We start from the raw sequence: 22,916 nt of genomic DNA, 5'->3' as shown, positions 1-22,916 counted from the left end.
TATCTGGCTTTGAAGGAATCCCATATTTTTGAAGGGTCTTGAAGAATCCCTTGATGGTGGCTTCCAAAAACGGGAAACAGTTTTGCTATTTGCGTTTGACGGGTTGCAAACTGTCCGTTTGCGCCGCTATGGTTTGTGCAGCTCGAGCGTCCAAACAATACTAAAAACCCATATATTTCCCGCATGTTGCGGGCCAATGGCGATTGCATATGCATTCATCAAGTGATGAGCTGTACCCTGTTCATTTATTAATTCCGTATTCAAACAACGCCCGAACGCATTCCAAAAGTCAGATCAGGCAAATCGCCGAGAGTATAAAGCGCTTCGGGTTTTGCAATCTGGTTCTGATCTCAGATGACAACATGATTGTTGCCGGACATGGCCGCGTTGAGGCTGCAAAGCAGATCGGCATGACGGAAGTGCCGGTCCGGAAACTCGCACATCTGTCTAGCGACGAGATCAGAGCCTATATTCTGGCAGACAACCGGCTCGCGGAAAATGCTGGTTGGGACAAAAATATTCTTGCCATCGAATTGCAGGGCCTCATTGATCTCGATTTCGATATTGATGCCCTGGGGTTTCTCGATGGCTGAGGTCGATCTGATCATTGACGGTCAGGTATCGGAGAATGGAGAGGCTGTTGCGGCGCTTGATGCAGCTGACCCGCTCCCATGCTGGACCTGCTGTGACGAGAGCCGGCAACATCTGGAAACTTGGACCTCATCGGCTTTTGTGTGCTGACTCTCGCTCGCCTGAAGCGGTTGCAAAGCTTATGAATGGTGTACAGGCGACGATGATGTTAACCGATCCGCCCTATAATGTGCCGATTGATGGTCACGTCAGTGGACTTGGACGCTTTAAACATCGTGAGTTCGAAGTGGCGGCTGGCGAAATGACTGAAGCAGCCTTCACAGAGTCTTTACGTCAGACGCCTGCGGCTGCAGCGACACAACTCAAAGACGGTGCGATCGCATTTGTATGCATGGACTGGCGTCATATGCGTGAGGTGCTTTGTGCAGGGCATGACGTGTTTGATGAACTGAAGAACCTTTGTGTGTGGAACAAGACCAATGGCGGCATGGGTACGTTTTATCGTTCCAAGCATGAGCTGGTATTTGTGTTCAAAAAAGGCAAAGCAGCGCTTATCAATAATTTTGGATTAGGCGATACAGGCCGTTATCGCACGAATGTCTGGGACTATCCGGGGATCAGTTCGCTTGGTGCTTCGCGCAACGAAGAACTTTCGATGCATCCGACCGTCGAGCCTGTTGCCATGGCCCGCGGATGCAATCCGTGATTGTTCGCGTCGTGGTGACACGGTCCTTGATGTGTTTGGTGGTTCTGAGTCGACCCTGATTGCAGCTGAGCAATGTGGACGGTACGCGCGGTTAATTGAACTTGATCCGCTTTATTGTGACACAATCATTCGAAGGTTCCAGCGGGTGACGGGCGAACAAGTGATTTTGGCGGAGACAGGCAAACGTTTCTCGGAGGTTGACAAGCAAAGACGGTGCGAACCTGCCGAGCCATCGCAGCTTGGTGCAGATGAATTGTGTACCCCAGCCAGCATGTACGAGGGCTCACTGTGACGGAAATCAGCAAGAAAGCAAAAAGCAGCGCTGATCTCATCCGTAACCGTTTGATGCCACTTCAGCAAACTTTGCTGGAGGAGGCAGAGCGAGAGATATCGATTGTCAGCGAAGGACGAGACAGGACACGACCGTTGGCAATGTGGTTTTGCGCAAAATGCTGCAAACGGCTGCCAGTGGATCGCCGCACGCGCTCGGTCATGCGATGAGGGCAATCATCGCAGCCCAACAGTTACAGAGCTTGGAGGTTGACGAAGACATAAAGTTTGCCCAGCGCTATAAAAAGTTTCAGGAGGAGCTTTTGGCAATGGCCATCAGGGAAGGGCGCAGCATCGAAGACGTTCTTCCGCACCCCGATGATATTGTGATCACAGAAGGCGAGGGATATCGCATTCTCGGGCCGAGCTGTCGCGAGGAACTTGCTTTCATCAAGCGCAGTGGTGCGTATCGCGATATTCTACTTTTGCAGGTAGCGCTCTAAGATCGTATCCTTCCGGTCAAGGAGAGACATCAGAAGCCGGAGCGGAAGAGCAGGATCCTGGTCAATCAGCGCTAATACTGGCGCAGTTCTTCAACAAGGGTCTGCCGGAACGCTATCGCCAGTCCCCTTCGATGTCACAGCTAGTTACCCAGCCTCTCGCGTCCGTATTACGCTTATTCCGGCAGGAATGCGAGAAGTTGCATGGCATAGGGTGCCGGAGCCTGTTCTGAAAGTAAGACTTGATGGTTCTGTTGAGTACGAGACTAGAGATGGCGAAGCACGTCTCGTTTTGGCTGGCAGCTTCGTACTGGTTGAGGACACACACGGGAAGGGCCATCTCTCGCGACACTCGCCGAGGCTCAGACAGTAATATGGATTTCGTTGCCGAAAGGTCTTAAATTCCCGACTGATCAATGACCGCTACGGTCGCGACGCCGCCATCACAGCTATACCGACCCAAATGTCCGCATTCAGTGAAACGACAACGCGGTGGTTTCGTCCGCAATGGGATACCCGTAACCACCGCACCGATGACCGCAACGGGGTCGTTTAGAGACGGTAAATGAGGCGGCAATCATATGAGATCGAATGGTGCGAAATTGCTGCTCATTGTTTTGCATTTCGCAGCTAAACCATTGATTCATAAGGGGCGCAAAATGCATCATTTTGCAAAATAAAGATTATATATCAATAGATCGACTGGACTCTTACTCCGTTGGTCCTGGTTCGAATCCAGGTTTCCCCAGCCATTTGATTTCATTACATAATCTTCGATTTTTGGGATTCCATTTTGGGAGTTTTAGTTTGTAAACTACGCAAACTACTATTTTTTCGACTGATAAAACCCTGTTTTTGCTGTCATTTAATTTTAGAACAACGGTACATTTTCCAAACCTCTTCGAATAAGCTATATGCTAAGACACCTTTATAGCGCATAAGTTCATCGACCTTCCTGTGATAGGGCGAAGGATAAAAGTCCACATTCCAAGAGGAACTTTCGAAAGCAGCTCGACAACTGAAAGGTGATTTGGGCGAGCTTTATCCATGCACATAAACAAAGCTCGACCGGTGGATTATCGCCTTTCACTGCAGCTTTGCTAAAGCTATGCGCAATGTAATGAGCAAAGATCAACTTACTACAATATTAACGAAACTATTGAGTTTTCACTGGAAGACTCTATTTGCTTGATGCTAACCTGTTGCAGCGATGACTAATATGGGGACTAAGCATGGCACCACCATTCATAAATTCGACCGGTTTAATAGGAAAGATTTTTGAAAAGATACAGCAGGCAAAAGTTCCGCCACGTTACACACAAGACTTCCAAGCAACGATCCTAGGTTATGGCTCTGGCAGCGCTAAGCCATTCATCCCATTCTTGAAGCGTCTTGGCTTTATAAATAGCGATGGAACACCAACAGAAATTTACACACGTTTTCGTAACGCTGATAGCAGTGGAGCTGCAATGGCCGAAGCTATGCGACATGGTTTTTCAGATATATTTCAGAAAAACGAGTTCGCACATGCACTAACGGACGAAAAATTAAAAAACCTCGTCGTTGAAGTTACTGGGAAAGAACCCAGCGATGGAACAGTCAGCGCAATTGTAGGAAGCTTTAAAGCATGTAAACAGCTTGCAGATTTTGAAGCTATAGACGACCATACGAAAGAAGAGATGGCGCCCATTGAAGTGTCCCGATCATTAGTAAGGCATAAAGCAGAATCAACTGCTCCTACGGATTTACGTCTTGCATATACTATTAATGTCAATTTGCCCGAGACCACCGATGTAAACGTCTATAATGCCATCTTTTCAGCTATCAGAGCGAACCTTCTTACCAATGAATAATCAATCTGACCGAATCCGACTCTTCGCCCTGAATAACTTAGCAATTGAGGCCGCGATTCAACGCGTTGAGCGTGACTTTGAGTTGGATTTGGGGCATGTGCCGCCGTTAGAAGAAAAGATCGACGAAGCATACTATCCGCAATTTGAAGAAAAGATTCGTCGAGAAGCAGCTGACATGAGTGCGCACTATCGAGTGTTCTACTGCTTGGAAAACTCGATCCGCTCACTAGTTATAGATGTTTTGTTCGAAAAACACGGTGAACGATGGTGGAGTTTGAAGGTCCCTGAAAATGTGAAAAATCACGTCACTTCAACACGGAAAAAGGAGAAAGAATTCGGCGTTTCTGTCCGATCTCAAGAGGCAATTGACTACACCACCTTTGGCGAACTGTCGGAGATAATAAAATCAAACTGGAGTGACTTCAGCGACATTTTTCAGGATGTTAAAGCACTTGAAAGAGTGACCGCAACGTTAAACGTGCTACGCGGTCCGATTGCACATTGCAAACCACTCGCTGAAGACGAGGTCGTCCGTTTACATCTCTCGATACGTGATTGGTTTCGCTCGATGGGATGAATGCCGTTTGCTACGGACTGGAGATAGCATTCAGGCTCTAGCCCATCGCCTGTCAGTGGCGCGAAAACATACTTAACGGTCTGAAGCGAGACGCTTACAATGCCTCCAATAAGCAATTGTATGCGAAATGCCAGTGCAAAATAGCTACTATATGGTTTACACATCCTTGATAACCCATTGATTCACAACGAGCATCAATCGTATTATTTTGCAAAAAAAGTTTTATATATTAATATATTGGCGGGGACTTTGACTCCGTTAGTCTTGGTTCGAATCCAGGTTCCACAGCCAATTGATTTCATAGAGTTTTTTCTGATTTTAGAGTGCGTTATAGAATTTTTCATTTTGCAAAAATTGCAGAATATAGGTTCTCTTGCTCTTGCAACCCCCTGTTATTATGGACTTTCTATTAAGAACAGCGGTACGAATATTAATGGGAAATTAGGCATTTTTTGCTTCGACATCCAAGTCAGCCATCGTGAAATTGGTTACCATTGTCTGAAATGGGGTGGGAAGCGGAAAGTCCGCTTTTAGATTGCCGACAAGAGAACCAGACATTAGCCAATTGGCGATTTTGCGACCTTTAGCGGTTACGCTGCTTAGCTTTGAGGCGCGACTATCATCGCATATCTGCGTAGCCGTAGGACAGTTCGCGGCGCCAACGCCAGTAGATTGAGAGTGTACATGCCAACTACAGTTGTCATAGGAGACGCGCGAGGAAGTGAGGTCACCGATCCTTTGTTACTTCAGGATGACGTGAGTCCTCGGCGTTCCCGGTTGCAAAAAAGCGGTGCCTCACAGATTTTTTGCAAGCCTCAATTCAACGCTCTGACCGCGCCGGCGAGACGATTTTGAAGTTCTGTGAGGTTGCGGAAGCGTCCTGCCTGCTTGAATTTGGAGATACTGAGGATGCCGGCTTCGATCGAGACTTTAAGCGCGGTCCTTTGTTCAGGGGAAAGCGTGTGACGATGCCTGTCGACGATTTCGGCGTAAATGCGCATAACTGAAAGCGGATGGTAGAGGTCATCATTCTTCCTAGCCAAAACTGCACGAAGAAGAGAGCTAGCATCACGCTCCGCGGTTCCGTCAATACTGACCCCGTTCTCTCGGGCTTGGGTTAGTAGAACGCGTGCCTTATGATTGTCGATCTGGTAGGTATCGAATCCTCCCTTTCTTGCTTTTGCCAAGCCATAGGCATTGTCGATGAACCTGAATGAGATATCGAACTGCTTGTCATTCATAGTGCAAATTGAGCGTTGTACCCAAAATAGTGGGTCCCGCGCGGCGAATGACAGTAGGCGGCAATCGTCGTAAAACTTCTCAATGATCGCGTTTTCGCGGTCGTCACGAATTATGCGTCCATATACGGAGAACTTGAGCAGCCCCTTTGCCATCCTGATCAGGTCGTCTTCGTCGCGGAGGTATTTATCCACGTAGAAGAGGCCGCGTTTCACAACATCGAGGATAGTCTGAAGGTTGAAGACGCGCTTGAGGATAAATTCAGCCAGCGCGGGAGACCGAATGCTCAGATCTCCATCATCGATCTTCACCAGGCCACTCAGTTCATGTCCAGCCAACGAGGTGCGGAGATCCTCGAAGGCTCCAGAGTAATCGAGGATGTTGGTAAGAAGCCAAACATCCGAGAGTTCCTGATAACCGGCTTGCGTCAAAACCGCACTGAAAATTATCAGATCCTGCGCACCTTTATCCAACGCTTGCAAATTCACTAGAAGCTGCTCGACTTTATCGTGCAGCGCACCGGTTTCGTAGAGGCTCAGGACGATATCGCGAAGTTGCCCTCCGCACTTTCTCTCGACAAAATCCAGTTTCTCTGGGTCGGTTAAGTCAGCGTATTTTCCGAGCAAACCGTTCACGGTTAGGTATGCGACGATCCGTGAAGCTTCTTCCCGCATCTGCACGTCTAGGTCAATGTCGATCGTCGTGATATTGCCCAGCCGCGACTTCACTGCCGATAGCGACGTCGCTAGAAAACTTGATCGTACCGTAGCCAAAATGATCAAATTGCTTTTTCTAAGCTCCAGTATTGCCGTTGGCAGTTTGGGGAAGCGCATGACATCGTCGAAGATCAGGAGGGCAGAATCATCAATGGCCTGAAGATATGCAAGAACGTGTCCAATGTTCTCCGGCTCCCGCTGGAACTTGAAAACGCGATAGTTTTTCTGCGCGTACAGATAGCCAATTTGGTCCGCGAATATTGTCTTGCCGTTACCAGCGTCACTGTTGACCAAGATTGGCATGGCCCCCGATGCATTATTGCCCGCGCGTGCGTATGCGTTTCGGCTTCGCGAAATTGTATATGACCCCGGCTCAGTCGAGATATCCGCTTGAGAGAACTTCTCTAGGTTGGGTGCCCCTGAGATAAACAGTCTCTCGATATCAGTGGCGGACACCGAAGCCGACATTCTTGGTGTAAAAAAAACTTCATGCATTGAAACTGGTAAAGTCGCGTACGAGGTGACGGGTGCACCTGGCCGCTGGACGCCAAGGTGGGCTGCCAGCGAAGAAAGCCCGATTGCGTGAGCCGTGCCAAACCTACCCATTCGCGTAAGTACTGGTCGCTTTGTGTCGGGCCTGACAATGAAATGAATCTTGTGGAGAACCTCGCGCGGCAAAAGGCCGAGCAGCCTACGGATGTCGATGTCACTTAAGGAAAAGCCTACGAAGATGACGCTTGAAGCAGCGAGCATGTCATTCTGGAAAGCTCTCATCCATGGCGAATTCAAAAATGGCGAGTTATCTCTCTGACGTTCTGAAAGCAGGAATGCCTTCGCGAACTCCTGCGCCGATGCCTTGCCAACATCACCATAGATATGTAGGAGCTGCGTAGTACCAGGCATTGGTTGGCTAACTGGATCGCTGACACTATGTTTCGTCAGCGGCTTACGACTATCTGAGCAAATGGTCTCGACTACGTCGTCATAATTTGTAGTGTAAATTCGTCTCCACGGCTGCGTTACCACCATCGCCTGATCCGCCGAATAAGCCTTAGTCCGGAAGTTTTTATGCAGGGCGACCATGGTAGCTTCGTCGCCGTAGACTTTCTGGAATTCCTCTGCCGCAGTATCGAGATCGTAATCGTCCGCAGACGGAATACCGACTTTCCCAAGTAAGTAAGTGATTAGCGCCGTCACGTCCTTGATTTCTTCGTCGCCGGTGTTGGTCGCTTCAGCCGAAAAGCCAGCACCCAAGAACAGTATGGATGTACCAGCTTCGATCTGGGAAGTTGCAGGAAGTTTCATTTTGCCCCCATGACAATTTTATCTTTTCCTATACAGAACATGTTTAATCTGTCAGGGCAACATTATCGTAGAGGCGAGGCGAGGCGAATGATTTGCGCTACCTTCTCTTAGTCTGCTTTTCCCCTTAACCGCCCGTATGAAGCAGCGGATTAACTTCAGCTTTTAGGATATCGCAGAGCGACTCTGAATGGTCGGAATGGGGGCGCTAGTGGTCGCACCACTTTATCGCGCTCGTGCGTTATTCCTATGGCCAATAGCGACCGTAGGAGAACTCAGATGGGTATTGCACAATATGATCCTGCTGCACTTTGTCGTCCAGCGTGGAACGCTGGACAGAAGGTCGGCGTCAAAAAGCCCCTGAAACAACCACAGATTTGGGAAATTCGGTTCTCTCTCGATGTAGAGGGGCGCATGCGAGATCGGGCTCTGTTCGATCTTGCGATCGACACCAAGCTAAGAGGCTGCGATCTGGTGAAGATAAGATTGGAACCATGGTCAGCGGCCAAGAAATTCGGAAACGCGCTATGGTCATTCAGCAAAAAACTGGACGTCCAGTTCAATTTGAAATCACATCAGACGTCAGGGCGAGCTTACTTGCGTGGCTTGAACGAAGAGGTGGCACTATTGATGACTTCGCTTTTCCCAGTAGGATTGATCACACCGATCATCTTAGCACTCGCCAATATGCCAGGTTGGTCGATGAATGGGTGACTGCGATTGGCTTGCGACGTGAAGAGTATGGCACCCACTCGCTCCGGCGAACGAAGGCAGCTATGATCTAAAAGGCGACAGGCAACCTTCGCGCAATCCAAATCCTGCTCGGACATACCAAGACTGAGAATACGGTCAGATATCTTGGTGTGGACATAGAGGATGCTTTGGAATTGGCAGAGCATACTAAGATTTGAATCTACATGGCCCTACTAGAGTGGGGCCATATATTCCCCCACATAGGTGAAGTCACGCTTACAAGGCGGCTAAGCGCTCTCCTTTCGGTCATTCAAATCTCAACTCGGAATTTCCAAAAACAGACGCACGTCATACAGTTATCTCAATGGTCAGGAGAAAGATCGAATCCCGTCCGGTGCGCCAAATTCCGCCGATTGCCCTCTATAATACGCTATAGCCACCAAGCGCACGCCCTCGCATCTGTCAGAGGCCGGACCGCGTGTAGAAAGGCGTAGAAATGGCGGCGTTCGGCGGCGGAGAAGTTCGAATCGCTTTCGCTCAATTTGTCGAAGTGCAGTAGGAAACCAAACCGACGCAGAAAGCCTGCGGTATTCGCCGAAGCCCCCGATTTGAGCCCCGGCGTGACTAAGTAGCGACCAGTTCGGCGATTTTGGCCGCGACTTCCGCCATCGACTCCTCGGCGGTGCTCAGCCCAGCTCGGGAGGCTAGCAGGAGGCTGACCTGCTCAAGATCTTCATAGGTCGTTCCGTGAACAACCGGGACGAGCCGCTCACGTCGGAGGAGCGCTGAAAGCTCTTTGTCTGCGATGCCTTCTGCCGGGAGGCATCGCAACATAGCTGGGGTCACCAACACGATACCGACGCGCGAATTCACCAAGCCCTTGTCGATCGCCCGCATCATCGGCACTCCGAGGCCAAGATCTTTCTCGCTGAACCACACGCGGACACCACGCGCTTCGAGCAGATCATGCAGTTCTTTGGCGGAGCCCTGCCTGTCATCCCATGCGTGACAGAGAAACACGTCTCGAAGGTCAGGCTGCGAGGCCGCTAGGTTCTCCACGTTTTCTCGAACCGGCGTGAGCGCCTGCACTTGTTCAGGGGTGTACCACACAGCCGAACCTGCTCCCGACCAGCGCGGCTTTGCGGTGCGGCGCCCCGATCCGCCGCTGCTCCGACCGCTGCTGCTACCTGAGGAGGAGTATGAAGGCGACGAGTATAATTCGCGGCTACCATGGCCGCCGCCATACCCGCCGTAACCACCACCGCGGCTATAGCGACTCCCGCATGCAGGACAGTCGGCTGCGGCCGCCGATGAGCGATGGCCCCTTGCTGGTGCAGTGCATCTAGCCATGCTTTTCATCTCCTTCATCATTCCGCCAGCTCGCGAACCCCATTGATGCGCTTGTGGCCCATTCAAATTGACTGATAAATTGCATCGCGTACGTCGAAGACGAGCAGTGCCTCGCGCCTTACGCCTTCAATAGCTCGGACGTACGGATGGCAGAGATGATCTTTGAAACCACATCCAATCCTGTAATCGCGACCAATCTTGGAAACGCTGACCACTGCCTCAGTTCCATCGGACGTTTTTCCTCGTAGATCACCAATTCGCTTCTCTTTCGAACGAGCCAAGTAATTTCTCCTATACGAGGTCGCTAGACGCGCGGTGTGATGCGCGCTGCCGTCCGAATGTCAGCGATCTGTGTGCCAATCGCCTGAAGGCTTTGGCGCATGTCGTTGAAGACCGGCCTTTCTGCCTCTGGATCGCTGATCGTTAGAATGGCTGTGAAGGGGACGCCACCCTCGGGCATCACTTCGCCAGCGCGGGTCAGATACTCGACAAATAGCCGCCAGTTCGACGAAGGCCCAACTCCCTGCGGGAATGTCTTGGCGTGGACCTTTACCGGACTCCATTTCAGGTCATGTTCGATTAGTTCCGCCTCGACCGCCGGCGATTCTCGCGAAGACGGGAGGTAAAGCGGATCAAGTCGGCCTTTCCATTTGCCTTCATCTTGCTCCTGTTGCAGGACAGCATTCACGTTTACCCGGACGAACTCGGAACCAAACCGGGCGTCCAGCGGCGGCGTAGATACGAGCGTGAGCTTTGCCCGCCCTCGACATTTGCCGCCAGATCCGACCAAGGATGCCGGCCATGGGAACCGGAAATTGATCTGTTGGCCGTGCTGGATACGTGAGGCGAAGACTAAGGTAATTGAATGATCGCCTGTCTCCAGAATCCGTTCACAAGATGGGGGCATTCCAAAGCCGACAAGGTGCCGTGCCACCGGTGCCAGCATTTTCGGGCCCAACGGTTCTGGAATCTCAGCGTGGTGGACTAGCAAACCGATGAGGGTTTCACGAGAGACCTCGCCCTCGATGGCATGATCGAGGACAGCTGCCGTCTTGGCGACCAAAGGCGATGCGTAGCTGGTGCCGCAACCGTCGACTACTGTTCCATCCGGAAGGATAGAGAAAAGGCCGTGCCCCAGCGTCGCATGCTGCGTACCTGCTCCTCCGATATGGGCAAGATCGGGTTTCCCCCCGGACCTAAGCCCAGGCCCTCGACGGCTGAAACGGGCTGGGGCGAAAGGCACGCAACCGCTGTGCCCTGGTGGATTCAATGCCGCAACAGCAACATTTCTTGCGCTCTCCGCTGGCGTCAGGAGCCCGTCGTTTCGCGCAAGTGCAAGGTTGGAAAGGGCCGTTGCCGCATCCACCGGCCACTCCGGGCGAAGGTCTTGGGGCTGGATGTTACCGGCAGAAATGAACACGACGGCATTGTTTTCTTCGGCAATCTGGTCAAGCCGAACCGCATGTGGGCTGTAGCGATCGGGTGCTGCGGGCTGAAGGATGTTCAGACTCATATTAAAGACACGCACGCCATGCCGTGCTCGCGCATCTGCGACAGCCGCATCCATTTCATCGAAGAACTGAGGGAGGCCGCCCGAATAGTAAGAGGCGAAGGCACCAGCCTTCTGCTCATTTGGGAAGACAGCTACGTCAACCAGTTCCGCTCCGTCGGGTTCGGGGCAAGTCCCCGCACCATTGATACCGGCTCCAGCGACGGCGAGCCCGCCAATGAACGTGCCATGGGATAAATCCATGTCTTCGTCAGCCAGCACGTCCCATCGATCGATGACCCAGTCAGACAAAGCCGGGCTTATACCGCCATCGATGATGCCCAGCCTCGGATGGGTCCTGCGGCTATCGCGAACCGGCATAACCGCGTGATCTGGTCGAGCGCGGCTCGGCGTGGCCGGGCGAGCAGAACGCACTACGATGCCGGGCAACTCGATCCGCCGGACCAAGGGATGCTTGTCTAAGAAAGCCAGCAAGCGGCTGTGATGCTGAACATTCGGGTCGAACGGCGCAAGCTCACGGCGTTCCTTCGATGATACGCTCGTCAGCCGTAGGACGGCTCCATCTCCGGCTCGGTCCAGACGCACGGAAAGCATCGGGAGCCCCTGTCGCCAGTTAGGCAGACGCTCCACTGACAGACTTTGTTCAAGGGCGTTGAAGCCGGCAACGAAGGACTCGACCAAACTTCTGTGCGCGGAGTCGAGGCGATCCCACTCGGCACGCGGTGGCAGGACATCGAACAACTCGACCTGATATCCACTCCCCGTCGTCGGATTGGCCAGCCAGACAACAGCCTCGTCGACCGAAAAGTTGCGCTTGTCGGAAACGCCATAGAGTTCAAGACGGTCGATTGCTCCCGTCTCGCTCCTTTGTGCCGAAGGGTTCGGCACCTCTTTCGCCTTTTTCTGGTCGTAACGCATTCTGGTCTGTGTTTCGGCTTTGGCGATTTCGGCTTTCACCTGTGCCAAAGCCGATGGGCGGCCTTCGACAATCATCACGCCGAGATCTCCACCCCCGATTACGGGCACCCGATCACTGCGAAAAAGTGCTCCAACGGGTCGATGGCTCTTCGCCCAGGCATCCCGTTTAAGAATGACCTTGATGTAGCCGATCGGTCCCTGAGCTTGCGCGGAAAGAACCCCGGAAATGGTGTCGATCTGGTCGATCAGGGCTGCCTTGTGCGCGTCAAATTCTCGATCCCGGTGAGCGAAGAAATCTTTACGTCCGCCGCCGCCGCCTGCCTCTCGGGCTTCCTCATAATTGTCCGGATTGAGGACGATCTGGATCGGACTAGCCATTATTCACACCCCAATCGGCTTTACTCGCCTGTCGACCAAGCTGGCGACTTACGGTCGACTTGTCCCGCCCCGCGATTTCACCGATGTCGGCCATTGAAAATTCAAGATTGGGGTCGTCACGCATGGCTCGGAACAGGTTTGCGGGATCGTCGAACAATAACGTCCGACGTTCACTCTGAATGCGGGCCGCGTTGAGCGTCGCAAATTGGCGGAGTGTATCCAGCAATCCCCGTCGATCATCCTCGCGAACCGTGGTGGCCTTTTTGTATGTGCGCACCAACGACTCGATCTCCGCTCCGGTGGAACCTTCGGTAAACCAAGCAATGAGACGTAGATGGCTGTCGGGCGCCGTCACCGGGGGCATAAACATGGTGGCGATCGCCTTGCGCACCTCAAAATCGGGCTTGGGGATCTCAAGCTGAACCTCGAAACGGCGCCAGACCGCCGGATCAAGCAGCTTCGAGTGATTGGTGATGCCGATTGTCAATCCTATGTTTTGTCTAACATCCAGATTTTGGAGAAGGGCATTCACAACGCGCTTGATCTCGCCCACCTCCTGGGGATCGTCGCGGACTTTTGCAATCGCGTCGAATTCATCAAGCAGAAGCACGCAGCGATAGCGATTGGCGAATGCGAAGAGATTTCCAATATTGCGTGCCGTCGTCCCAAGAAATGAGGAAACAAGGCCATCTAGTTTTACGAGAACAACGGGCAAGTCCAGCTTGCGAGCAATCCAGAGGGCCAGTCGAGTTTTGCCTGTGCCCGGCGCTCCGTAGATCAAACACGTCTTTGACGGCACGATATCGATCGTCGCAAGCGCCTCGAAATCGGTCCATTCATCGACGATTGTCTCAACTGCCTGCGTCACAGTCGAATTGAAAAGCGGGGCCGCTCCTTCGACTTCAGACGGGAAGATGATCTCCGCCAAGGCGGCGGCCGTTTCACGATCGACAGGAACCGGCGTGTTGCGGCCGAGTGTCTCGCCGGACAGGTTCGCTCGCGAGCGTTCGATTCGGCTCGGGGCCATCTCCATTAGGCGCTCCGCCGTGGCAAGAATCCCCGCGAGCGATGCTGCTTGCTTTTCCTCACCATCTTTGGCGAGGGCATCCTTTAGCCGCTCGACTTGTTTGCGCAGCGCTGGCGTTGGTGCGCCCATCGCCGTTCGGCAGAGAGCCTGAATGATTGAAAAGTGCTCCATGCGCTAAACCTACGATCTGATGCAAGATTGATAATTTATGATGCATATAAAACTGCATCTTGTTGCATGTCAACAACAATTGTTGCGCTAAGACCCGGGCTCGATGCGTTTCTGGCAGCGAAGATGCGGGATGAGTTCTGTTTGTTGCAACCAAGCCCCATTGCTGCTCTGGACGCTGGGTCTGGAGGCGCAGCCAGGTTGGTTAGGCATTGAGCAAGGACGAGATTTCCATTGAGGCCAAGTTCAAACCCATGCTCGTTAGGCCGCTCCAAGGGGCATGAGTTTTGCCCCTCACAAAAAGAGGGCCTTAGAGGGTTATAGAGTAAATATAGTTCTAATCATCGCCCGGTTCGGCGCGCCTATCTTCTGCGGGAGAACTGTCTGCGTGGCGAAACGAACTATTATTAAGTGGATCAATAGTCGCATTGTGACACGCCGCCACTCCGGTGCGGCGGTTCCAAGCATTGTCACTGCTGCAAACCGTCTGACGAAGGTTCGATGATCGGTCCACCGCCGCCCCGAAGTAGCGGTTGACTTTGCGTGAGTGGTCAAAGCCGGAGACCGAACATTTCAAATCGCACTTCCTGCAGCCGCGTGCGCGGATATCGAGGACGGTAACAGGTCCGACTTTGCTCGAGAAATGCTGGACGGCCCGGTCAAGGCAGCTTTCAAAGCTCCGACGGAGCTCCATCCTGAACTCGGGTGATCTTTACCTAGCGCGTTGCTCCGTGCCGAATTGCATCGGCAATCGTCCATTTGCAGGTGTGCCTCTGCATCAGTGCGCATCTTCGTCCACCTCGCCCTCGTCAACGGCCTATGCGACCGCTGTCAACGCTTATCCGCTGAAAGCCGTCTGTCTGCTGTCGGCCCCGTTGCTGCCGTTTCAGATAAAGGCATGTTTTTTATCTGCTATCATGCGGCAATGCCGGCGATTAGTTGTGATCGTTTCGCATTCTAACTCCGCTGCCTGGTTGAGCTGGTTTGTTCGCCGGAATACTCCGGACGGCTTTTTCAAGTGGATTTCTCGTACTTGCAAAACAATAGTCTCAGTTGACCATTGGTGAAAAATGGCGAAAGTATGATTGGTATTAGCTGAGGTATTTTATGACTCAATCTTATTTGTCCATTTTGAAATATTGGCGTTCATCGGTTGCTGACAGTGTTATTGGAAATGCCTGCCTGACGGCCAAGGAAATTGAAGAATTTCATGCCCTCTCCCGTGAAGAGGCGGAAACGGGAATATTGGGACAAACAGCACTCGATGCTCTGTTTGATAAGATACCGGGGCATGTAGAGCGGATAGGGGTCAGCTATCGACCACTCCATATCAGAAGGCGGTCTCAGCACACTCATAATCGCGGTGACGATCTTCCGATTAATATCACACCAATCATTACAGTTGCCGAGGTGACGCGCCAAGGTCGGATCATTCCCAAATACAGCGTCGTTGCCCGTGATATTCTCGAACCTCTCGCCCAAAATGGTTTCTCGATCGGCAATGTCAAGGATCTCGATAGTGCACTGACCGATCACCCGTTCACTGCGAAGGAGGAGACGCCGAACCTCTGGGAAAATTATCAGAGCCATTGGCAGACGGTGATGGAGGCAGTGTGTGGAGATTGGCCTACGGCTGATCCTGAATATCAGGCCGTTGGCTATGGATTGTTGCAGTCCGCTACGACAGCACCAGAGACCGTACGCCAGATACTGGCTTTGAGTGACACTTTGATCCGCGAAATGCCCGATACACCGCTACTCACCAATTTCGCGCGACAGGCACCGCGAGAGACGGATTCTGTGCGTCAAGCACCGTTTCCATTGGCGGAACGGCTGGGTCATTCGAACGACAAGCACCCAGTCGCGGATCGTCAGCGCGATGCACTTGCTCATCTGGTCACAAGCGAGGAAGGAGACATTCTTGCTGTGAATGGGCCACCCGGCACCGGTAAGACCACTATGCTCCTGTCGGCCATTGCGGGGGAATGGGTGCGTGCTGCTTTAATGCGAACGACGCCTCCACTCGTTGTAGCAGCTTCTAGCAACAATCAGGCTGTGACCAATATCATAGACGCCTTTGGTAAGGACTTTGCGCAAGGTGAGGGTCCGTTTGCAGGACGCTGGCTGCCTGGTATCAAAAGCTTCGGGGTGTATCTGCCTGCCGATAGCAAGGAGAAGGAGGCTTCGACAAAATACCAGACGGCCAGCGTCTTCCAAAAGCTCGAAACAGCGGAATATCTGAGTGAAGCGCGGGAAGCTTATTTGGCGGCTGGACGTAACGCGTTCCCAAATCTTACGCAAGCGACTGTGACCTCCGTAGTTGAAGCCTTGCACAAGTGCTTACTGGAAGAAAGTGCAATCCTTTCTCGTGTTGACGACGCCTATGCAAGATGCCGTGCCGCCGAAGAGTCAGTCCGCGAAGTTTTTGGCGAAAGTCCGCAAGCTGCGATTGCCGCTCTCCGCGATGCTTGGCACTATAGCAATGCGCAGAAGGTTGAGGCCGTTGAACTGTTGCACAAATGGGAAAGCTGGCTTGCAGACGAACCAGTGCTGCTTTCACTGTTCAGTTTCCTGCCGCCAATTGAGAAAAAGCGCGCCTTACGCGCTCGTCTCTTTCTTCGCCAAGCAGCAGCGCCTGAAAATCTCTTATCAGGTAGCCGTATAGACACGATTGATACGGCGCTAAAAGATCAAGTGAGCGACCTTGTCGTAAAGGCAGAAAGGGCCGCTAAAGCCTATGATAATGCCGACAGAATCTTTGGAGATCTGCTGATCCAGCAAGAACAATGGCGTAATTTGGCCAAAGTATACGTTCCAAACGCCACTGATGACGTCAGTTTGTTGAACGTCGACTGTGCGATTGATAAGTCCGTTCGATTCCGGCTTTTTTTGCTGGCTACCCATTACTGGGAAGGCCGCTGGATTCTGGAGATGGACAAGGCTCTTCCGGATCTACAGCGCTTACAACGGAATTGGAAGGGACGTGACGATCGTAACGTGGTTGAAGCCATGTGGACCCGTCGGATGATGCTGACGCCGTGCGCTGTATCGACATTTGCAACCCTTCCGAAGAGAATGATCTGCAGGAACAACTCATCTGGTAGCTGGCGTCAGGAATATTTATTCAATTACATTGACCTTCTCATCGTGGATGAAGCGGGTCAAGTTTTGCCAGAGGTTGCTGGCCCATCCTTTTCTCTTGCCAAGCGAGCGCTGGTGATCGGTGATACCCAGCAGATTGAGCCGATTTCTACGCTAACTGCTGCGGTTGATACCGGTAATCTTATTGAAGCAGGACTCTTGCCCCCGGGTGGTGGGCGAGAAGCTTTGCAGGCACTCCAGGAAGTCGGTTTGACATCACGCAGTGGCAGCACAATGCGCCTTGCACAATCTGCCTGTCGATTTCAACCCTATCCCGAACTGGACCGGGGACTGTACTTGTTCGAGCATCGACGTTGCTTTGATGACATCATCAGCTTCTGCAACGCGTTATGTTATAAGGGTATGCTAGAGCCCATGCGAGCTTCGGAAATAGCTCCGCTCCGGTCGATGAACTATCTCCATATTGACGGGATGGCGATGAAGGCCGGCGGTAGTCGCTACAATCCACTGGAAGCGCAAACCGTTGCTGCATGGCTCAAAGCAAATGCCGAAATGCTGACAAAGCATTACGGTGGGCGTTTGGAAGACATCGTAGGAGTCGTCACGCCCTTCGGTCGTCAAGTTCAGGAAATCAAAGAGGCTTGTTCTGCTGCGGGCATTGATGTCAGCAAAACAGGAATGACAATCGGGACGGTACATGCCTTGCAAGGTGCAGAACGTCCAATCGTTATTTTTTCACAAGTCTATTCGAAACACGCAGATGGTGGCTTCATCGATCTCTCGCCTAGTATGCTCAATGTGGCGGTCTCGCGCGCGAAGGACAGTTTTATCCTATTCGGCGATATGGACACCCTGGCTTCTGCGGCACCTGACAGTCCTCGAAGCGTTCTCGCCAGGTTTCTCTGCAGGGATGAAGAGAACAGATTGAATTTCGCTGTGCCGGTTCGCGCTGATTTGGCACGAAAGCAGTCAGAAGCCGTTTTCCTGCACAATGCACCCGAGCATGATCCCTTTCTCCTGAAAGAGCTGGCCAATGCGCAGCGCCGACTGTGCATTGTTTCTCCTTGGGTCAGTGCAACCACAATGCAACAGACCGGTTTCATCGCAGCGATAAAAGCTGCGCGGGCGCGAGGTGTCGAAATAGAGATTTATGCGGATCCCGATGCAACGGCCCGCAGAAATAAGCCTGGCGAGAATAGATTTGCCGAGGTACGCAATGCGTTGGCAGGAGTAGGGGTGCCGGTCCAGGCCGTTAAACAGCTTCACAGCAAGTTGGTTTGGTCGGATAACGCTCTTCTGATCGTCGGCTCATTCAATTGGCTCAGTGCTTGTAGAGACGGCAATTTTGCGCTTCATGAGACTTCGGCGGTCTACCAAGGCAAACATGTTGGCTCTGAGATACAAACGCTCGAAAATAGCCTCAAGGCGCGTATCAATCGGGAAAGTTACCAGTGTGATTTCGCTAAAGTCCAACGGCTGCAATGATCAACTCTAACGCTAGCCTGGTTAGATATAAGCCTGTATTTGAGTCTTTCTACTCATTCTAGCTGCCCAGCGGAAAGGAGTGGAGTTCAAATAGTTGTAGATTGAATCTACTAACTTCGATTAGTGATAAGAATATAAACTGATTTTTCGATATACGAAGTGTCTATATGGTCCAATTCTTTTGTGCTGTACAGCAGCCTACTATGAACGCTTCAGGTATTAAGGGAGCAAACCATGCATGAACTGTTGAGCAATCTTTGATAACAATTATCAGTCCCAATTAACCCTCGATTTAATGAACTGGTTTTCGCCTTGGCAATTTCCTTTGAACTTAGAGACGACAGCGACGGAGCAATTCGCGATAGACTACTGCATCTTCTCATTGACGAAAATACGCGGCGCGTGGGCGAGGCCCACATTGACCGATCAATAATTTGCATCAAGGACGATGACAGCGAAGAGATTCAAGGTGGCATCTGGACAGAACTGCTTTTTGATTGGACATATATCGAAATACTCTTCGTTTCGGAGCGTCTGCGAGGCCAAGGCTTGGCTTCCCAGCTTCTCAAGCAAGCGGAAGCAATTGCCGTTTCAAAAGGATCTGTGGGAATGTGGTTGGAAACCTTCGATTTCCAAGCCCCCGATTTCTACCTAAAAAACGGCTATGAGATGTTTGCTACGCTTGCCGATTATCCGAAAGGCTCTAACCGGCGTTTTCTTTTCAAGCAGTTTCCAAGGAAACACAGCGCCGTCGACTGATTTCCTAGCCAATTCTTTATGCGCTCCCAGGCGGGGTTCATCCTCTTAAGGTCTTCCTGTGTCGTCGCACCAGAGAAATAGTGCAACTTGGAATCCTCTTTCGAAACGTGATCCGGTTAGCCAGAACATCCGGACTAAGCAGTTCGCGACTGGACGGAACCGCCGATGCGATCTTCACATTGTTGGTCAAGGCTGCACCCGCTTCCTTCGACAGAAAATAATTTATGAACCGCTCGGCATTGGCCCGATCTGGAGCATCGGCTGGTATTACAATCCTGACATCCAGATTAGGCCGCCCTCACGGGGAATGATGTACTCAATGCTATCTTTTGATCCTGTTTTTTGTGCTGCAACATTGGCGAGATAGATAGCTTCAGACCATCCTACGGCCGCACAAATATCGCCTTGGGCTAGCGCTTGCTTATAGCCAGCATTAGTGAACTTTCTGATATGAGGGCGCACTCCATCGAAAAGTTTGACTACACGATTGAGCGCTTCGTTAGAGAGATCATTGGGGTCTGCACCAAGATACAGTAGGGCAGAGGGATCATGTCGGTTGCACTATCAAGGACTGACGTGCCCCGCAACCTATCCAACCAAACGCAGAGCAAAGTGCTGTGCCATCCGAGGCCCGGCAGTCGACAAAGGTGAGCCGGGTTGCCTTCTTCCGAAAGCACATAGAAACGGACGGGATATAGCAGTATCGTTTTGATCGACTTAAGGCCGTGATCGTCAAACGGTCAGGGCTTGATTGGCAAACAGAGACTTCGCGTCAAAGGGCCGCTGGATCACAAAGCATCCACAGTCTCTGCGCGATTCAAGGCCTTGCAAGCCATTGAAAAATCAACGATATTAGTTTGAAAATCGCTTCTGTCCCGAGAGACTAGAAGAATTGGCTGTCCTGACTTTCACCCGAAGGTGGATGCGACCGGGCGTTGCACCAGCCCGGGCACGACAGCCGGCAGATTAGACCCTCCCATTGCCGCGTCAAAGTCGCTTTTCTTTCCAAAACCTGTCGGAACGGGGAGGCCGCATGCTTTACGCTGCAGCATCAAAGTTGAGATCTGACAGGATCATGTCTCGGGGTTGACTGGGCCAGAGCCGTCGACAGCTTCGCAGCCAGCGCCACGTCATTGATCGGTTTGCGCACAAACTCGATATGTTGAAAGCGCTCAGGAATGGAGGATTGATCGCTATAACCGGTCATGAAAATGAACGGTATCCCCAACGCCGTGAGCTGCTCTGCGATTGCTTCCGAGGTGATCGCACCTAGGTTGAAATCAAGAATTGCCACTTGTGGCCGGAACGTCAGCAGCGTGTGCAGCGCCTCTTCTGGGTCACCGGCAAGCCGGACATCCTCAGCGCCCATTGACCGTAATGTGTCCTCGACATCCATGGCAATAAGGCTTTGGTCTTCGACAACCAGAACGGATGTGTGATCAAGCGAAAAGAGCGCGCGCGCATGCGCCCCATCCACAACGACCGCTTCGATATCAGCAACACCGACGTAAGCGGCTGGGAGCACAAAGGTTGCAAACAACCCTGTTGATCGATGTTCGATATGGACTTTACCGCGCAGATCGTATTCGAGCGAACTCCTGATAAGTTTTGTGCCAAATCCCGTGCGTGTCGGTTGCACGACCATGGGTCCACCGGTTTCGAGCCAGCTTATTGCACATTCCCCCGACGACAAGAGTTTCCAGTCAATGCGCAATTGACCAAGCGGAGTGGAAAGCGCGCCATATTTGGCGGCATTGGTCATCATCTCGTGTATCACCAGCGAAAGGACGCTATAGGCGCGATGGTCGAGACCAAGGCGCGGGCCTGATAGGATCACCCTGTCGGGCGCCCGGTCATCGCGATAAAGATCAGCTTCCGTCTCCATCAAAGCCCCGATCAGCCCGCTTTTTGAGCCATCAAGAGATTGATCATGCGCCGATGCCAGCGCGCGAAGCCGTCCCTCCAAGGTCTGCGCATAATCTTCAACATTCTTCGCGCCCATGCCCGTCTGTCGGGCAATGGATTTGACGAGCGCCAGGATATTCTTCACTCGGTGATTGAGCTCGGCGTTCAGGATGCGGCGACGCTGATCAGTACGAATGCGTTCCTTTTCCGAAATCTCACTCTGCCGAAGGATGACATCGCGCAAATAGGTGGCAATGGCGCGCGCCACCGACAGATCGATCTCGGTCCAAGGGGTGGATTGTCCGCGCACGTCTTCGCGCCAGGTCTCAAAACTGCCGCGCGGTGTCAGGCGCTCTCCGAACGGTGTGCGTACAACGGTTTTGGCCGGCTCTCCGGCCCATTCAAGCTGATGCGCCTCCTCGTTGCGAAACAGAACAAGATATTCGCCAAAAGTGACTGACAGAGGAATGGCGATCATTCCGGCGACGTTTGCAACAGGGTGGTCAAGATGGCGCCCGAGATGCGCCGTCGACCAGACATCGCCGGGCGCCTGCTGTTTGGCAATCTCTAACAGCGCGCGTGTGGTCTGCTCGTTGAGTGCATCCCCGGTTTGAAACCAGTGATCATTCATCCAGAGTGCTGCGCCATGGCTGGAAACAAGTTTGGCGAATTCCGGTAATTGCGCGATCAGATCGTCACGCATTGAATTGTTTGTGCTCAACCGCGACACAAGTTCATCAAGCTTGGTGCGCACCTCCGCCGCAGCTCGCAGCGTCGCTCTGCGCTCACATGCGGCGATATGCAAGGAAAAATACTGCCCGAACAGCTCAGACCCGATGCGCAAGGGCAGCGCTGTAACTTTGGGCGTATCATGATGACAGGCAATCAGGCCCCAGAGCGCCCCATCAACGATAATCGATATCGAAAGCGAGGCCGCCACACCCATATTGTTGAGATACTGGCAATGAATAGGTGAAACGCTGCGCAATTGCGCGAAAGACATGTCAACCGGATCCGCACCCACCTCCAGCGCAGGCATGAGCTCCACAGGACGCGATGCTGTATCCGAGATCATTCTTATCGTGTTGCTGATATAGAGTTTTCTCGCCTGAACTGGAATGTCGCTCGCGGGAAAATGCTGGCCAAGGAAGCTGCCCAGTGCAGATGACTTTGCTTCAGCAATCACCCGCCCGGCGCCATTGTGCAAAAACCGATAGACCATCACCCGGTCATAGCCGAGCATGGCCCGCATAAGTTTTGCCCCAATCGAAGCGGCCCGTTCGACGCTGTCCTCACGGCCCAGGCGATGGATGACGGAGCGGGTCAAATCAAGCGCTTGCCTTGCTGTCTGTCCATGATCCGGGCAAGGCTCGAACTCGACAAAGGTCTTGCCCTGATGCGTGTGAACGATCGCATCGAAAAGACCAGCAAGGCGCGGGAACCGGAAGCCGATTATGATCGAAGACAGACCTGGCTCGCGCGCCTTGGCGGCTGCATTGCGAAAATCATGGGCATTTTTTTCCCCCACAATCAAAGAAATGTCCGTGCCAGGGATCAAATCACCCTGATAACCCGTTAGGGAAGGAACGTTGGATGACGCGTACATCAAACGCTGACTGACGGGATCAATCACCAGCATTGCACCATGTGACTGAATTGAGCCCGGAATATGAATAGGTTCTCGATCACAATTGGTTAGATTGACAGGCTCGGATATGGACATTTCAGACGGCACACTTTCTCACAGAGACGATGAAGAACAATGCTTATTGGCGGGGAAGAGCGTGGGAATGGCGGTTTTCAGCCGCAGCGATTTTGTCGGCAAGCCTGCTTCTCTTCGTCTTGCCCTATTCCAGGGATCAGCAAA

Annotated in this window: 15 protein-coding genes and 2 pseudogenes; 10 read left to right on the top strand and 7 right to left on the bottom strand. The window is 52.3% G+C overall.

From position 1 onward, the window contains the following. The first annotated feature begins 209 nt into the window (after positions 1-209). The 7 genes and pseudogenes from QBD00_RS21045 (at position 210) to QBD00_RS21015 (ending at position 4,497) form a co-directional block, all read left to right on the top strand. On the top strand, positions 210-593 hold the full coding sequence (locus tag QBD00_RS21045; RefSeq protein ID WP_318580452.1) for a ParB/Srx family N-terminal domain-containing protein: 384 nt from the start codon (positions 210-212) through the stop codon (positions 591-593). Positions 594-640: 47 nt separating this feature from the next. Continuing rightward, positions 641-1,297, top strand: a complete 657-nt coding sequence (locus QBD00_RS21040; RefSeq protein ID WP_318580451.1) for a DNA-methyltransferase — start codon at positions 641-643, stop codon at positions 1,295-1,297. Further along, entirely contained in the window at positions 1,188-1,589 is a 402-nt protein-coding gene (locus QBD00_RS21035) for a DNA methyltransferase (RefSeq protein ID WP_318580450.1), read from the top strand. The genes QBD00_RS21040 and QBD00_RS21035 overlap by 110 nt, the downstream gene beginning before the upstream one ends. A 307-nt stretch (positions 1,590-1,896) precedes the next feature. Beyond that, positions 1,897-2,070, top strand: coding sequence for a hypothetical protein (locus tag QBD00_RS21030; protein ID WP_318580449.1), 174 nt, complete (start codon positions 1,897-1,899; stop codon positions 2,068-2,070). 64 nt (positions 2,071-2,134) lie between these two features. Next, a pseudogene (locus QBD00_RS21025) lies at positions 2,135-2,487 on the top strand (hypothetical protein). A gap of 812 nt (positions 2,488-3,299) precedes the next feature. Next, positions 3,300-3,920 (top strand): DUF5343 domain-containing protein, encoded by a 621-nt coding sequence (locus QBD00_RS21020; protein WP_318580448.1) that lies wholly within the window; start codon positions 3,300-3,302, stop codon positions 3,918-3,920. Then, positions 3,913-4,497, top strand: a complete 585-nt coding sequence (locus tag QBD00_RS21015; RefSeq protein WP_318580447.1) for a Swt1 family HEPN domain-containing protein — start codon at positions 3,913-3,915, stop codon at positions 4,495-4,497. The genes QBD00_RS21020 and QBD00_RS21015 overlap by 8 nt, the downstream gene beginning before the upstream one ends. 815 nt (positions 4,498-5,312) lie before the next feature. Here the strand turns inward: QBD00_RS21015 and QBD00_RS21010 are convergent. Further along, positions 5,313-7,757: an SIR2 family protein gene (locus QBD00_RS21010; RefSeq protein WP_318580446.1), complete on the bottom strand. Its 2,445-nt coding sequence runs from the start codon at positions 7,755-7,757 to the stop codon at positions 5,313-5,315. A 276-nt stretch (positions 7,758-8,033) separates the two neighbouring features. Here QBD00_RS21010 and QBD00_RS21005 point away from each other — a divergent pair. Then, positions 8,034-8,665 (top strand): annotated as a pseudogene (locus tag QBD00_RS21005) (tyrosine-type recombinase/integrase). 406 nt (positions 8,666-9,071) lie between these two features. Here QBD00_RS21005 and QBD00_RS21000 read toward each other — a convergent pair. From QBD00_RS21000 to QBD00_RS20985, 4 genes are all read right to left on the bottom strand, one after another. Then, positions 9,072-9,797, bottom strand: coding sequence for a toll/interleukin-1 receptor domain-containing protein (locus QBD00_RS21000; protein ID WP_318580445.1), 726 nt, complete (start codon positions 9,795-9,797; stop codon positions 9,072-9,074). A gap of 62 nt (positions 9,798-9,859) precedes the next feature. Continuing rightward, entirely contained in the window at positions 9,860-10,078 is a 219-nt protein-coding gene (locus QBD00_RS20995; protein WP_318580444.1) for a hypothetical protein, read from the bottom strand. A 23-nt stretch (positions 10,079-10,101) separates the two neighbouring features. Beyond that, entirely contained in the window at positions 10,102-12,603 is a 2,502-nt protein-coding gene (locus QBD00_RS20990; protein ID WP_318580443.1) for a S8 family peptidase, read from the bottom strand. Next, entirely contained in the window at positions 12,596-13,801 is a 1,206-nt protein-coding gene (locus QBD00_RS20985; protein WP_318580442.1) for an AAA family ATPase, read from the bottom strand. Before QBD00_RS20985 ends, QBD00_RS20990 begins: the two co-directional genes overlap by 8 nt. A gap of 1,104 nt (positions 13,802-14,905) precedes the next feature. Between QBD00_RS20985 and QBD00_RS20980 the strand changes: the two genes are divergently transcribed. Further along, the gene (locus QBD00_RS20980; RefSeq protein WP_318580441.1) at positions 14,906-18,385 is read left to right on the top strand and encodes an AAA domain-containing protein; all 3,480 of its coding nucleotides are present in this window, start codon (positions 14,906-14,908) and stop codon (positions 18,383-18,385) included. Positions 18,386-18,697: 312 nt separating this feature from the next. Next, positions 18,698-19,144, top strand: coding sequence for a GNAT family N-acetyltransferase (locus QBD00_RS20975; RefSeq protein WP_191793613.1), 447 nt, complete (start codon positions 18,698-18,700; stop codon positions 19,142-19,144). A gap of 267 nt (positions 19,145-19,411) precedes the next feature. Here the strand turns inward: QBD00_RS20975 and QBD00_RS23655 are convergent, their stop codons facing one another. Then, the gene (locus QBD00_RS23655; protein ID WP_412535052.1) at positions 19,412-19,678 is read right to left on the bottom strand and encodes a hypothetical protein; all 267 of its coding nucleotides are present in this window, start codon (positions 19,676-19,678) and stop codon (positions 19,412-19,414) included. A gap of 517 nt (positions 19,679-20,195) precedes the next feature. Then, entirely contained in the window at positions 20,196-22,772 is a 2,577-nt protein-coding gene (locus tag QBD00_RS20970) for an HWE histidine kinase domain-containing protein (RefSeq protein ID WP_151094107.1), read from the bottom strand. Positions 22,773-22,916: the final 144 nt, after the last annotated feature.

This window comes from Ochrobactrum sp. AN78 (assembly GCF_029909885.1).
Lineage (GTDB): Bacteria > Pseudomonadota > Alphaproteobacteria > Rhizobiales > Rhizobiaceae > Brucella > Brucella quorumnocens.
This window is presented reverse-complemented; position numbering and strand designations above follow the sequence as displayed.

Excerpts from the sequence above, each read along its gene's own strand:
- QBD00_RS21045 (WP_318580452.1), top strand. The coding sequence starts at position 210 with ATGCATTCATCAAGTGATGAGCTGTACCCTGTTCATTTATTAATTCCG.
- QBD00_RS21035 (WP_318580450.1), top strand. The coding sequence starts at position 1,188 with ATGTCTGGGACTATCCGGGGATCAGTTCGCTTGGTGCTTCGCGCAACG.
- QBD00_RS21030 (WP_318580449.1), top strand. The coding sequence starts at position 1,897 with ATGGCCATCAGGGAAGGGCGCAGCATCGAAGACGTTCTTCCGCACCCC.
- QBD00_RS21020 (WP_318580448.1), top strand. The coding sequence starts at position 3,300 with ATGGCACCACCATTCATAAATTCGACCGGTTTAATAGGAAAGATTTTT.
- QBD00_RS21015 (WP_318580447.1), top strand. The coding sequence starts at position 3,913 with ATGAATAATCAATCTGACCGAATCCGACTCTTCGCCCTGAATAACTTA.
- QBD00_RS21010 (WP_318580446.1), bottom strand. The coding sequence starts at position 7,757 with ATGAAACTTCCTGCAACTTCCCAGATCGAAGCTGGTACATCCATACTG.
- QBD00_RS21000 (WP_318580445.1), bottom strand. The coding sequence starts at position 9,797 with ATGGCTAGATGCACTGCACCAGCAAGGGGCCATCGCTCATCGGCGGCC.
- QBD00_RS20990 (WP_318580443.1), bottom strand. The coding sequence starts at position 12,603 with ATGGCTAGTCCGATCCAGATCGTCCTCAATCCGGACAATTATGAGGAA.
- QBD00_RS20985 (WP_318580442.1), bottom strand. The coding sequence starts at position 13,801 with ATGGAGCACTTTTCAATCATTCAGGCTCTCTGCCGAACGGCGATGGGC.
- QBD00_RS20980 (WP_318580441.1), top strand. The coding sequence starts at position 14,906 with ATGACTCAATCTTATTTGTCCATTTTGAAATATTGGCGTTCATCGGTT.
- QBD00_RS20970 (WP_151094107.1), bottom strand. The coding sequence starts at position 22,772 with ATGTCCATATCCGAGCCTGTCAATCTAACCAATTGTGATCGAGAACCT.